General features: G+C 72.2%; 12 protein-coding genes. All 12 read left to right on the forward strand.

Annotation, left to right across the window (positions count from 1 at the left end; all coding sequences use genetic code 11):
• The first annotated feature begins 87 nt into the window (after positions 1–87).
• The 12 genes from QM641_RS06525 to QM641_RS06580 all read left to right on the forward strand — a co-directional run bounded on the left by QM641_RS06525 (position 88) and on the right by QM641_RS06580 (position 12,839).
• Entirely contained in the window at positions 88–288 is a 201-nt protein-coding gene (locus tag QM641_RS06525) for a hypothetical protein (protein ID WP_415114670.1), read from the forward strand.
• A 1-nt stretch (position 289) separates the two neighbouring features.
• Positions 290–1,102, forward strand: coding sequence for a TlyA family RNA methyltransferase (locus QM641_RS06530; RefSeq protein ID WP_415114672.1), 813 nt, complete (start codon positions 290–292; stop codon positions 1,100–1,102).
• Positions 1,099–2,019 carry an NAD kinase gene (locus tag QM641_RS06535; protein ID WP_415114674.1) on the forward strand — a complete coding sequence of 307 codons (921 nt, stop codon included), beginning with the start codon at positions 1,099–1,101 and terminating at the stop codon, positions 2,017–2,019. Before QM641_RS06530 ends, QM641_RS06535 begins: the two co-directional genes overlap by 4 nt.
• Positions 2,016–3,725, forward strand: a complete 1,710-nt coding sequence (gene recN / locus QM641_RS06540) for a DNA repair protein RecN (RefSeq protein ID WP_415114676.1) — start codon at positions 2,016–2,018, stop codon at positions 3,723–3,725. Before QM641_RS06535 ends, recN begins: the two co-directional genes overlap by 4 nt.
• Before the next feature lie 164 nt (positions 3,726–3,889).
• Positions 3,890–4,780, forward strand: a complete 891-nt coding sequence (gene ppk2 / locus QM641_RS06545; RefSeq protein ID WP_415114678.1) for a polyphosphate kinase 2 — start codon at positions 3,890–3,892, stop codon at positions 4,778–4,780.
• A gap of 52 nt (positions 4,781–4,832) precedes the next feature.
• The gene (locus QM641_RS06550; RefSeq protein ID WP_415114680.1) at positions 4,833–6,524 is read left to right on the forward strand and encodes a CTP synthase; all 1,692 of its coding nucleotides are present in this window, start codon (positions 4,833–4,835) and stop codon (positions 6,522–6,524) included.
• Entirely contained in the window at positions 6,508–7,173 is a 666-nt protein-coding gene (locus QM641_RS06555; protein ID WP_415114682.1) for an NUDIX domain-containing protein, read from the forward strand. Before QM641_RS06550 ends, QM641_RS06555 begins: the two co-directional genes overlap by 17 nt.
• Entirely contained in the window at positions 7,170–8,093 is a 924-nt protein-coding gene (gene xerD, locus QM641_RS06560; protein WP_415114745.1) for a site-specific tyrosine recombinase XerD, read from the forward strand. Before QM641_RS06555 ends, xerD begins: the two co-directional genes overlap by 4 nt.
• A gap of 127 nt (positions 8,094–8,220) precedes the next feature.
• Positions 8,221–9,249: a hypothetical protein gene (locus QM641_RS06565; RefSeq protein ID WP_415114684.1), complete on the forward strand. Its 1,029-nt coding sequence runs from the start codon at positions 8,221–8,223 to the stop codon at positions 9,247–9,249.
• A gap of 1 nt (position 9,250) precedes the next feature.
• Positions 9,251–10,831: a hypothetical protein gene (locus QM641_RS06570; RefSeq protein WP_415114686.1), complete on the forward strand. Its 1,581-nt coding sequence runs from the start codon at positions 9,251–9,253 to the stop codon at positions 10,829–10,831.
• Positions 10,828–11,505 (forward strand): ABC transporter ATP-binding protein, encoded by a 678-nt coding sequence (locus QM641_RS06575; protein ID WP_415114688.1) that lies wholly within the window; start codon positions 10,828–10,830, stop codon positions 11,503–11,505. Before QM641_RS06570 ends, QM641_RS06575 begins: the two co-directional genes overlap by 4 nt.
• Entirely contained in the window at positions 11,505–12,839 is a 1,335-nt protein-coding gene (locus tag QM641_RS06580) for an ABC transporter permease (protein ID WP_415114690.1), read from the forward strand. The genes QM641_RS06575 and QM641_RS06580 overlap by 1 nt, the downstream gene beginning before the upstream one ends.
• Positions 12,840–12,843 lie beyond the last annotated feature (4 nt).

Here is a 12,843-nt window from a genome sequence, read left to right on the forward strand (position 1 = left end):
GGCACCCTCGCGTGTGGAAGTGGCACCCTCGCGTGTGGAAGTGGCACCCTCGCGTGTGGAAGTGGCACCCTCGCGTATCGTGGGGGGATGTCTATGGATGCCGCGGAGAGTGCGGATGAGCCGGGCGGCTCGAAGACTGCGGATGCCGCCGATCCGGACGCGCACCTGCTGTCGGCGCTCGAGGTGATCGAGCAGCAGCCGCTTGCCGAGCGCGCCGCCGCCTACGCCGCACTGCACGACGAGCTGGCGCGACGGCTGGAGTCCGGGCCGACGACCAGCCGGGAGTGAGATGCGCCTGGATGCCGCCGTCGCCGCCCGCGGACTGGCCCGGTCACGCACGCATGCGGCGCGGCTGATCTCGGCGGGGCTGGTCGAGGTCGACGGCGTCGCAGTCGTCAAGCCCGCGGCCCCCGTCGCCGACGACGCCGCGGTCGTGGTCGCGGCCACGGATCACTACGTGAGCCGCGCGGCGCACAAGCTCATCGCCGGGCTCGACGCGTTCGGGGTCGACGTCGCCGGGCGAGGCGCCCTCGACATCGGCGCGTCCACCGGCGGCTTCACGCAGGTGCTGCGCGAGCGCGGCGCCGAGCCGGTCGTCGCCCTCGACGTCGGCCACGGGCAGTTCGCCGCTGAACTCGCCGCCGACCGCGGGATCGTCGTGGTCGAAGGGTTCAACGCCCGCGACCTGACGCCCGGCGCGCTGGCGGCGGCCAGCGGCACCCGCCAATCTCCCACGGTGATCACCGGCGATCTCTCGTTCATCTCGCTCACCCGGGTGCTCGATCCGATCGCCGCGGTCGCAGCTCCCGATGCTGACATCGTGCTGCTGATCAAGCCGCAGTTCGAGGTGGGGCGCACCGGCGTGCGTGAGGGGCTCGTGACCGATCCGCGCCGGCGCGCCGATGCCGTGGCCACCGTGCTGTGGGCGGCGTGGGATGCCGGGCTCGGCACGTTCGGGCTCATCCGCTCACCCGTCGTGGGCACGCACGGGAACGTCGAGTTCGTGGTCCACCTGCGCACGCAGGCTCGCGCAGGCGACCGGCCGGACGGCAATCCGACAGAATGGATGAGCACCGTGGACCGATGGGCGGGGGAACGATGACGACACGCAACATCCTCGTCGTCGCGCACGCCCATCGCACCGAGACCGTCGCAGCGGCCCGCCGCGTGCTCGACGCGCTCGCCGAGGCCGGTGCCCAGCCGGTGCTCGCCGCCGACGATCGGATCGAGCTCGGCGCGGTGCTCGGGAGTCTCGATGAGGTCGTGACCCTCGGCGTCGACGTCGCCGTGCGCGAGCTGGAGCTGGCGATCGTGCTCGGCGGCGACGGCACGATCCTTCGGGCCGCAGAGCTCGTCCGCGACGGCGGCGCCCCCATCCTCGGCATCAACATGGGCCACGTCGGCTTCCTGGCCGAGATCGAGCCCGACGACATGGACGACGCCGTCCGCCGGGTCATCGCGCGCGACTACACCGTCGAGGAACGCATGGCGCTGTCGGTGCAGGTGCAGGACGTGGACGAGAACGTCGTCTACGACACCTGGGCGCTCAACGAGGCCACCGTGGAGAAGGCCTCGCGCGAGCGGATGCTGGAGGTCGTCATCGAGGTCGACGAACGGCCGCTGTCGAGCTTCGGCTGCGACGGCGTCGTGGTGTCGACGCCGACCGGCTCCACCGCCTACAACTTCTCGGCCGGCGGTCCGGTGATCTGGCCCACCGTCGAGGCGATCGCGGTCGTGCCCCTCTCCGCGCACGCGCTGTTCGCCCGCGCCCTCGTGCTCGCACCCGAGTCGACGGTCGCGATCGAGGTGCTGACTCGGACCACGACCGCCGGCATCCTGTGGTGCGACGGGCGCCGCTCGCACGACCTGCCGCCGGGCGCTCGCGTGGTCGTGCGCCGCTCGCCCGAGCCGGTGCGGCTTGCGCGGCTGCATCTGGCCGCGTTCACCGACCGCCTGGTGCGCAAGTTCCGGCTGCCCGTCACAGGGTGGCGCGGTCCCGCCGCGGGGCACCCGGCGTGATCGAGCAGGTGCAGCTGCGCGGGCTCGGCGTCATCGCGGAGGCGACGCTGCCCATCGGCCCCGGGTTCACGGCGATCACCGGCGAGACCGGCGCAGGCAAGACCATGGTCGTCACCGGTCTCGGGCTGCTGCTCGGTCAGCGCGCGGACTCGGGCGCGGTGCGCTCCGGCGCGGCCCAAGCGGTCGTGGAGGGCGTGTGGATCGTGCCCGAGGACGGGGCGGTCGCCGATCGCGTGGCCGAGGCGGGAGGCCAGGTCGAGCCGATCGGAGACGGCCGCGCAGAACTGTACCTGTCCAGAACATTGTCGACCGAGGGACGCAGCCGCGCGACCGTCGGCGGGCGCACGGCGCCGGCCGGCGTGCTGGCCGAGCTCGCCGACCAGCTCGTCGTCGTGCACGGGCAGTCCGATCAGCTGCGGCTGCGCTCGGCGGCCGCCCAGCGCGACGCGCTCGACCGCTTCGGCGGCGAGCCGGTGGCAGGCGCCCTGGCCGTGTACCGGGAGGCGCATGCGGCCTGGGCAGAGCTGTCCCGAGAGCACGACTTCCTCGTCGCCGCGCGCGATGCCCGCGCACGGGAGGCGGGGGAGCTGCGTCGCGACCTCGCCGAGATCGCCGCCGTCGATCCGCAACCGGGCGAGGACGTCGAGCTTGCGCGCCGCGTCGAGCGCCTCGCGAACGCCGAGGAGCTGCGGGTCGCGGCATCCGTCGCGCACGCGGCGCTGTCCGGCGACGGCGACGAGCCCGACGTGGCGGGGCTGCTGGCAAGCGCCCGCCGCACGCTCGAGCGCGCCGCGACCAGCGACGCCGCGCTCGGCGCGTTCGCCGACGAGCTGGCCGAGATCGGCTACCGCGCGGCCGACGTCGCGGCGGGGCTGAGCGCCTACCTCGCCGACCTCGACGAGACCGGGCCGCTCGAGCTCGACGCCGCGCAGGCGCGGCGGGCCGAGCTCGGCGCCCTCGTGCGGCTGCACGGCTCGCTCGACGCTGCGCTCGCCCTGCGGGAGTCCGGTGCCGCGCGGCTGGCCGAGCTCGCGGACGACGGCGAGCGCATCGAGAGGCTGGCCGTGCAGCGGGAGCAGGCGGCATCCGCCCTCGACGACGCGGCGGCGGCGTTGACCGCGCAGCGCGAGCGCGCCGCCGTGCGACTGGGCGAGGCGGTGACCGCCGAGCTGCGCGAGCTCGCCCTGCCCGATGCCCGCGTGCTCGTGACGGTCGAGCCGGGGGCCGAGTCGGCTGCCGGTCGCGACGAGGTCACGATCCTGCTCGCGCCGCATCCGGGCGCCGAACCCAGGCCGGTCGCCCGCGGGGCCTCCGGCGGGGAGCTCAGCCGCGTGATGCTCGCGATCGAGGTCGTTATCGCGGCGACCGACCCGGTGCCGACCTTCGTGTTCGACGAGGTCGACGCCGGCATCGGCGGTGCCGCCGCGATCGAGGTCGGCCGGCGCCTGGCCCGTCTGGCCGAGACGAGCCAGGTCATCGCGGTCACCCACCTCGCCCAGGTCGCCGCGTTCGCGGGCAACCACCTCAGCGTGCGCAAATCGAGCGACGGCTCGGTGACCGCGTCCAGCGTGCACGCCCTGACCGGTGCCGAACGCGAGGCTGAGATGGCGCGCCTGCTGTCGGGCATGCCCGACTCCGAGGCCGCGCTCCGGCACGCCCGGGAGCTCCTCGCGCTGGCCGGCCGCTCCGCCGCCGGCGCGGGCTGAGGCCGCGGCCGTCCCGCTTACAGGGCCGATTGCACGTGACGGGCCGTTCCGGCGGTACAACGGCCATCTGGCCCTGTAAGCGGGACACGATCGCGCCGATACGAGCCCCGCAGCGCCCGGAAAGTCACCACCACGAGGCCACGGGACTCCGCTAGATTCGCAGCATGCCCGAGGACTTCCGCGAGTACATCGACCGCATCTACCAGGAGGGCTTCACCATCGGTGAAGACCACGACGACGACCCCCAGCTGATCGATCGGGCCGGGCGCGCGGTCGACACCTGGCGCGAGAACTACCCCTACGACGAGCGGCTGACGCGCGAGGAGTACGACCGGCAGAAGTACGAGCTGCAGGTCGAGCTGGTGAAGTTCCAGAACTGGCAGCAGCGCAGCGGCCAGCGGCACCTCCTGATCTTCGAGGGCCGGGACGCGGCGGGCAAGGGCAGCACCATCAAGCGGTTCATGGAGCACCTCAACCCCCGCTACGCGCGCGTCGTGGCCCTCGTCAAGCCCAGCGACCGCGAGCAGACGCAGTGGTACTTCCAGCGCTACGTGGCGCACCTGCCGGCTCAGGGCGAGACGGTGCTGTTCGACCGCAGCTGGTACAACCGCGCCGGCGTGGAGCGGGTGATGGGCTTCTGCGACGAGGACGAGTACCAGGGCTTCATGGAGGACGTGCCCCGATTCGAGCGGATGCTGGTGGACTCCGGCATCCGGCTCACGAAGTTCTGGTTCTCGGTCACCAGGTCCGAGCAACGCACGCGCTTCATCATCCGTCAGATCGACCCGGTGCGGCAGTGGAAGCTCTCACCCATCGACATCCAGTCGCTGGATCGCTGGGACGACTACACCGCGGCGAAGGAGGAGATGCTCCGTCGCACCGACAAGAAGGGCGCCCCCTGGATCACGGTGAAGAGCAACGACAAGAAGCGCGCCCGGCTCAACACGATGCGCGCCTTCCTGTCGTCGGTCGACTACGAGGGCAAGGATGCCGACATCGTCGGCGAGCCCGACCCGCTCATCGTGCAGCGCGGCCGGAGCGCCATCGGCGACTGACGTGCGAGCCGAAAGACTCGGCATCCGATCCGCGCTGATAGGATGAAAGCCCGTGACGGACACTTCGGACGCGGGCCTTGAGAACGACACCACCAAGCACATCTTCGTGACGGGCGGTGTCGTTTCCTCGTTGGGGAAGGGACTGACCGCCGCGAGCCTCGGAAACCTCCTCACCGCGCGGGGGCTGCGGGTCGTGATGCAGAAGCTCGACCCGTATCTGAACGTCGACCCCGGGACGATGAACCCCTTCCAGCACGGCGAGGTCTTCGTCACCGACGACGGCGCCGAGACCGACCTCGACATCGGGCACTACGAGCGCTTCCTCGACATCGAGCTGAGCCAGGCGGCCAACGTCACGACCGGTCAGATCTACTCGCAGGTCATCGCGCGTGAGCGCCGCGGCGAGTACCTCGGCGACACTGTGCAGGTCATTCCGCACATCACCGACGAGATCAAGCGCCGTATGCGGCTGCAGGCGGATGAGACGCCCAAGCCCGACGTCATCATCACCGAGATCGGCGGCACCGTCGGCGACATCGAGTCGCAGCCGTTCATCGAGTCCGCCCGCCAGATCCGCCACGAGCTGGGTCGCGGCAACGTGTTCTTCGTGCACGTCTCTCTCGTGCCCTTCATGGGGGCGTCCGGGGAGCAGAAGACCAAGCCCACGCAGCACTCGGTCGCCACGCTCCGCTCGATCGGCATCCAGCCCGACGCGCTGGTCCTGCGCAGCGACCGTCCCGTCACCGACGCCAACAAGCGCAAGATCGCGCTGATGTGCGACGTCGACGAGGATGCCGTCGTCAACGCGGTCGACGTCCCCTCGATCTACGACATCCCGACCATGCTGCACGAGCAGCACCTCGACGAGTACATCGTGCGCACGCTCGGGCTCGCCAAGGCGCAGGAGGTCGACTGGTCGCGGTGGAGCAAGGTGCTCCAGGCCGTGCACAATCCGCGCCACGAGGTCACGATCGGCCTGGTCGGCAAGTACATCGACCTGCCCGACGCCTACCTGTCGGTGACCGAGGCGCTCAAGGCGGGCGGCTTCGCGCAGGAGACCAAGGTGCACGTGAAGTGGATCCCGTCGGACGAGTGCGAGACGCCCGAGGGCGCCGCCCGGGTGCTCGGCAGCGTCGACGGGATCGTCGTGCCCGGCGGGTTCGGCATCCGCGGCATCGAGGGCAAGCTCGGCGCGCTCCGCTTCGCGCGCGAGCAGGGCATCCCGACGCTCGGCATCTGCCTCGGTCTGCAGTGCATGGTCATCGAGTACGCGCGCAACGTCGTGGGGCTCACCGACGCGTCCTCCAGCGAGTTCGACCCCGACACCGCGCATCCGGTGATCGCGACGATGGCCGAGCAGGTCGACATCATCGAAAGCGGCGACCTGGGCGGCACGATGCGACTCGGGCTCTACGAGGCGGAGCTGACGGACGGGTCGCTCGCCGCCGAGCTGTACGGTGCGGGACGCGCGTCGGAGCGCCACCGGCACCGCTACGAGGTCAACAACCGGTATCGCGACCAGCTCGCCCAGGCGGGGCTCGTCTTCTCCGGCCTGTCACCCGATCGCAACCTCGTCGAATACGTCGAGCTGCCCCGCGACGTGCACCCCTTCTCCATCGCCACGCAGGCCCATCCGGAGCTGCGGTCGCGACCGACCGAGGCCAACCCGCTGTTCCGCGGCCTCATCGCGGCGGCGCTGGACCGCCACCGCGCGAGCGAGCTGTTCGATGTCGTCAGCGACTGAGCCTGCGGCATCCGACGAGCTGCTCGCCGACGACCCGGTGCGGGTCGAGGTCACCCGCAGCGACACCGTCTACGAGGGCCGGGTCTGGAACCTCCGGCGCGACGAGTTCCGCTACAACGGCGACACGATCGTGCGGGAGTACGTCGACCATTCCGGCGCCGTCGCCGTGCTCGCCCTCGACGACGACGATCGGATGCTGGTGATCAAGCAGTACCGCCATCCGGTGCAGGTGCGCGACTGGGAGATCCCCGCGGGCCTGCTCGACGTCACCGGCGAGGACGCGCTCGCCGCCGCCCGGCGCGAGCTCGCCGAGGAGGCCGACCTCGTCGCCGAGCGCTGGGACACGCTCGCCGAGTTCTACAACAGCGCGGGCGGCAGCGACGAGGCGATGCGCATCTACCTCGCCCGGGGACTGCGTCCGGCGGCGGAAGCGTTCGCGCGCACCGAGGAGGAGGCCGACATCGAGGTGCGCTGGGTGCCCCTGGACGAGGTGGTCGCGGCGGTGCTCGCCCGCCGGGTGCAGAACGCGGCGCTGGCCATCGGCGCGCTGACCGCGCACGTGTCGCGCGCGGGTGGCTGGACGAGCCTCGCCGCGGCCGATGCCCCGTGGCCGAGGCGCTCGCAGCCGATCGGAGCGCCGCGGCGGTGAGCCTGGACCGCGCGATCGACGCCTATCTCCGGCACATCTCGATCGAGCGCGGCCTGTCCGAGCACACGGTCGCCGCCTACCGGCGCGACCTCGCCCGCTACGCGGGCTGGCTCGCCGCGCACGGCGTCGACGATCCGGCCGCGGTGACCGCGGAGCTCGTCGCCGCTTTCGTCGCGGAGCAGGCCGGGGCAGAGCAGCGCCCGGCGGCCACCTCGCTCGCGCGCCTCCAGTCGTCAGTGCGGGGGCTGCACCGCTTCCTCGCGCGCGAGGGGCTCGCCGCCGACGATCCCGCGCGGCGGCTGCGTCCGCCCAAGACCCCCCAGCGCCTGCCGAAGGCGCTCACGATCGCGCAGGTCGAGGCGCTGCTGGATGCGGCGGGACCCGCGCCGGGGGATGCCGTCGACACCGACATCGTGCGCCTGCGCGACCGTGCCCTGCTCGAGCTGCTGTACGCCACAGGCGGAAGGGTCTCCGAGATCGTGGCGCTCGATGTCGACGACCTCGCGCACGGCGAGGTCTTGCGCGTGCGCGGCAAGGGCGACAAGGAGCGGATCGTGCCGGTCGGCTCCTATGCGCGGGCCGCGGTGGAGGCCTACCTCACCCGCGCCCGCCCGGAGCTCTCGAGCCGCGGGCGCCCGACCCCGCGCCTGTTCCTCGGCGCGCGCGGGGCGCCGCTGTCGCGCCAGTCGGCCTGGCTCGTCATCCGTCAGGCGGCCGAGCGCGCGGGCCTTCACGCCCACGTGTCACCCCACACGCTGCGGCACTCGTTCGCGACGCACCTCCTGCAGGGCGGGGCGGACGTCCGCGTCGTGCAGGAGCTGCTCGGTCACGCCTCGGTCGCCACCACCCAGATCTACACCCACGTGAGCGTCGAGGCCCTCCGCGACGTGTACGTCACCTCGCATCCCCGCGCGCGCTGACCTGGAGTGGGCATGAACCCGGGGAAGAACCCCCGAGGCCCGGGTTTTCCGCAGAGGCCGTTAGGGTGTTAATCATATGTGCGCGAGCCAGTCGGCTCGGCGCCGATGATCCGACGTAGGAGTCCCCATGCAACGCGTCTCGCTGCTCGTGCCCGTCGCCGCTCTCATCGCGCTCGTCCTCTCCGGCTGTGCGGGGGACAAGACGGACACCTCCTCGGCGGACGCCTGGAAGTCGTCGCCGCTGAACGCCTATCTTTCGGCGGTGTGGGGTGGAGACCTCTCCGAAGAGGAGCAGGCGCGCACGCTCGCGGAGCAGCAGAAGAAGGTCGAGGAGCTCGTCGCGACGTGCATGGCGGAGGAGGGGTTCGACTACACGCCGGTGGACTACTCCGATCAGTTCTCCACCGGCAGCGCAGAGGAATGGGATCCCGACTCGCGCGAGTGGGTCGCCCAGTACGGGTACGGCGCGGTGAACTCGCCCGGCAAGGAGGAGGCCGAGCAGGCCGTCGAGGAGGTCACCGACCCCAACCAGGAGTATGTCGAGTCGCTCTCCGAGTCGGAGCAGGCCGCGTACAGCGAGGCGCTCTACGGGCCGCCGCCCAGCGAGGAGGAGCTCGGCGAGGACGGCGCCATCGAGTGGAACTGGGAGACGGCGGGCTGCCAGGGGGCGGCGCAGCACGAGGTGAACGCGGTGCAGGACATCTGGTCGGACGACGAGTTCGCCGATCTGCGACAGGCGATGGAGAAGCTCTGGGAGGACGTGGAGAACGACCCCGCGAGAGCGGAGCTCGACGCGGAGTGGGCCTCGTGCATGGCCGACGCCGGGTACGACGGCTTCACCAAGCAGCAGGATGCCGCGCAGTCCATCTACGACGCGTTGAACGAGCTGAACGCCGAGGCGCCGCAACCTGCGGAGGGAGCGAGCGTGGAGGAGATCGACGCCCAGTGGAAGGCGTACGAGGACGAGCTGGAGAAAAAGAGCGAGCCGATCGCCGAGCGCGAGGTGAAGCTCGCGCTGGCCGACCTCGACTGCCGGGAGAAGACCGACTACAGCGCCAAGCAGCTCGAGCTGCAGTTCGCGGCCGAGGAGCAGTTCATCGCCGACCACAAGGCAGAGCTCGAGGCGTTCAAAGCTGCGGCCGAACAGAACAGCTGACGTGCCGGTGCACGACGACGAGGCGGGCCCGTCGGCCGATACCGAGGTCCACGGCATCCTGGGTCTGGATCCGGAGCCCGACGAGGGCACGGGGGCGGGCTCCGATACGTCGCGGGTCGCGGGATGGGGTCGGGTCTTCCGCGGCAACCGCACGCTGTGGATCGTCGCGGGCGTGGCGGTCGTGGCGCTGGTGTCCGGTCTGCTCGTCGGCACCTTCGTCATCGCCCGATCCGACGCGGATGCCGCACCCGAGCCCGGGCTGGTGACCGTGCCGGTCGAGTACGGACAGCTCACCAACGATGTCACGATCCGCGCCGACGTCGGATACGCCGATGCCGTCGACGTCACGATCGACACCTCGTCGGTGTCGGGACCGGCGGTGGTGACCGGTCAGGTGCCCGCCGTCGGGGCGCAGCTGACGCCTCTGTCGGTCGCCCTGGAGATCGCGGGGCGTCCGGTGATCGTCCTGCCCGGGGAGCTGCCCGCCTACCGCACGCTGCGCTTCGGCGTCTCGGGACCCGATGTCGCCCAGCTCAAGCACGCGCTGGCCGCAGTGGGGATCGATCCGGGCGATCTCGGGTCCGCGCAGTTCGACCAGGCGACCGCGGATGCCGTCGCGCAGCTCTATGCGGCCGTCGGGTACCCCGCGCCGCCCAGTCCGGAGGGCGCCGACGAGAGCTACCGGGCGGCGCAGGAGGGCGTCCGCAGCGCGGAGGATGCGCTCGCCTCGGCGAACCAGCAGCTGGCCAAGGCCGGGTCGGGGCCCGATCCGGTGGAGGTGCTCGAGGTCGACAACCGCATCGCCAGCCTGCAGCGCCAGATCGCCAAGGCCCGCGCGGAGGCGCCGGACACGGTCCCCGATCTGGAGGGCGAGCTCGCCGTGGCGCGGCTGCAGCGCGAGCAGTTGTTCGCGGGGGTGGACACGAGCGCTGAGCGGTCGATGGTCGACTCCGCGCAGGGACAGGTGACCGCCGCCTACGAGGCGCTGGAGCGGGCGCGGCAGGAGGTGCAGCCGTATCTGCCCTCCAGCGAGGTGCTGTTCCTCACCCAGCTGCCGCGCCGTGTCGACGACGTCAAGGCGGTGCGCGGAAATGTGCTGGAGGGCGTGGCCATGACCGTCTCGGGCGCGGCGGTGCGCCTCACCGGCGCCGCCGCCGAGGCGGACGCGCGCCTGCTGACGGTCGGATCCCCGGCGCGGTTCGAGCTGCCCGACGGCGCCGAGGTCGGTGCGAAGATCACCGAGGTGACCGCGCAGGAGGAGGGCGAGCGATGGCTGATCGCCCTGGAGCCCGACCCGCTCACCCCCGAGCAGGTGAGCCAGGTGCAGGGGTCGAACGTGCGCGTGCGGATCGGGGTCGGCTCCACCGAGGGCGAGGTGCTGTCGGTGCCGCTGGCGGCGCTGTCGGCGGGGCCGGGCGGGGAGTCGCGCGTCGAGGTGGTCGAGGGCGATCCGCGCGAGGGCGCGGCGGCGAAGACCCGACTCGTCGTGGTCGAGCCGGGTCTGGCTGCGCACGGCGCCGTCGAGGTGGCCCCGGTCGAGGGTGAGCTGGCCGAGGGGGACCTCGTGGTGGTGGGGCGGTGACGACGCCGCTCGTGGAGCTGCGCGACGTGACGCGCTCCTTCCCCGGACCGCCCGAGGTGCAGGCGATGAAGGGGGTGACCCTCACCGTGAACGCGGGCGACTACCTGGGCGTGGTCGGACCCAGCGGCTCGGGCAAGTCGACGATGCTCAACATCCTGGGCCTCCTCGACCGTCCCAGCGTCGGCGAGTACCGGCTCTCGGGGGAGCTGACCTCGTCGCTCACCGACGACGAGCGCGCCGCGGTCCGGGCCCGGTTCGTCGGCTTCGTCTTCCAGTCCTTCCATCTGCTCGGCCGGCGCACCGTGCTCGACAACGTGCTTCTGCCGATGCTGTACAGCGGGGTGCCGCGTCACGAGCGCGAGGACCGGGCGCGGGACGCGCTCGAGCGCGTCGGCCTCGGTCACCGGGTCGACTTCCTCCCCGGGCTGCTGTCGGGCGGCGAGCGCCAGCGTGTGGCGGTGGCCCGCGCGGTCGTCTCACGGCCGCGGCTGCTGCTGGCCGACGAGCCGACCGGGAACCTCGACCAGCGTACCTCCGGCGAGGTCATGGACCTGTTCGAGGAGTTGAACGCCGACGGGCTGACCCTCGTGGTGATCACGCACGACGAGTCGGTGTCTCGGCGCGCGCACCGGCGGGTGCGCATCTCCGACGGCCGACTGAGCGAGCTGACCTGATGCGGTGGCCGCGTCTGCGTCGCGCGCGCGACACCGCCGTGCCGGCATCCGATGCCGGGTCGGAGACGACCCCCGATGCCGCTCCCGTGACGACCCTCGTGCAGCCGATCCCGCGCTCCGACCGGTTCACGTTCCAGGATCTGGTGGCCGAGGCGACCACCGACATCGGCTCCCGTCCCACGCGGCTGGTGATGACGATGCTCGGCACGGTGCTGGGCATCGGGTCTCTCGTGGCGACGGTCGGGCTCGCGCAGACCGCTGCCGCGCAGATCGCCGAGCAGTTCGATGCCGCCGCCGCGACGCAGGTCGTCGTCACCCCGGAGGAGACCTCCGGCCGCGACGGCACGACATCGCCGATCGGGCGGCTGCCGTGGGACGGTCCCGAACGGGTCCTGCGTCTGGCCGGTGTGGAGGATGCCGCGCTTCTGACCGACGTGGACCTCGGCGACGAGACGATCGCGGCAGTGTCGGTCAACGACCCGTCCGCTCCGGCGCAGGCCCAGCCGGCTCTCGTCGCGGGTTCGGCGGGGCTGCTGGACACGGTCTCGGGCACGGTCGTGACGGGTCGGTTCTTCGACGAGGGCCACGATCGGCGCGGCGACCGCGTGGCGGTGCTCGGCTCGCGGGCCGCCGAGCGGCTCGGAATCAACCGTGTCGACAGCCAGCCTTCGATCTTCATCGCGGGAATCGCCTACGCCGTTGTCGGGATCGTCGACGGGTTCGAGAGCCGCGGCGACCTGCGCGACGCCGTCATCATTCCGCTGGGGGCAGCGCGAGGCGACCTCGGCGTGAGCGCGGCCGCCGAACTGCGCGCGCGCATCGTCGTGGGGGCGGGGCCGCAGGTCGCGGAGCAGGCGGTGCTCGCCCTGGCGCCGGACGAACCCGACACGTTGCAGGCTCGCGCGCCGGCCGCCTCGAGCGACCTGAGCCAGAGCGTGCAGGCCGACGCCAACGTCGTCTTCCTGCTGCTCGGGGCCGTGGCCCTTCTGGCGGGCGGCCTCGGCATCGCGAACGTGACGCTGCTGTCGGTCATGGAGCGCATCCCGGAGATCGGGCTGCGTCGGGCGCTCGGCGCCACCCGGCGGCAGGTCGCCGCGCAGTTCATGGTCGAGTCGATCGTGATCGGCCTGATCGGCGGGCTCATCGGGGCGGCGCTGGGCGTGGGCGTCGTGGTCGTCGTGGCCGCCGTGCAGCAGTGGGCGGCGGTGCTGAACCCGGTGTTCGCGGTCGGCGGCGCCCTCCTCGGTGTGGTCGTGGGCCTCGCGGCGGGCTGGTATCCGGCGCGGCGCGCCGCGCGCGTCGAGCCGGTGGCCGCCCTGCGCGGCGCGGTGTAGCGGC

The organism is Microbacterium sp. (assembly GCF_047605725.1).
Taxonomy (GTDB): Bacteria; Actinomycetota; Actinomycetes; order Actinomycetales; family Microbacteriaceae; genus Microbacterium.

What these genes read in the sequence shown, in the direction of transcription:
- QM641_RS06535 (WP_415114674.1), top strand. Translation starts at nt 1,099, where the DNA reads ATGACGACACGCAACATCCTCGTCGTCGCGCACGCCCATCGCACCGAG.
- ppk2 (WP_415114678.1), top strand. Translation starts at nt 3,890, where the DNA reads ATGCCCGAGGACTTCCGCGAGTACATCGACCGCATCTACCAGGAGGGC.
- QM641_RS06565 (WP_415114684.1), top strand. Translation starts at nt 8,221, where the DNA reads ATGCAACGCGTCTCGCTGCTCGTGCCCGTCGCCGCTCTCATCGCGCTC.
- QM641_RS06530 (WP_415114672.1), top strand. Translation starts at nt 290, where the DNA reads ATGCGCCTGGATGCCGCCGTCGCCGCCCGCGGACTGGCCCGGTCACGC.
- QM641_RS06555 (WP_415114682.1), top strand. Translation starts at nt 6,508, where the DNA reads ATGTCGTCAGCGACTGAGCCTGCGGCATCCGACGAGCTGCTCGCCGAC.
- QM641_RS06525 (WP_415114670.1), top strand. Translation starts at nt 88, where the DNA reads ATGTCTATGGATGCCGCGGAGAGTGCGGATGAGCCGGGCGGCTCGAAG.
- QM641_RS06580 (WP_415114690.1), top strand. Translation starts at nt 11,505, where the DNA reads ATGCGGTGGCCGCGTCTGCGTCGCGCGCGCGACACCGCCGTGCCGGCA.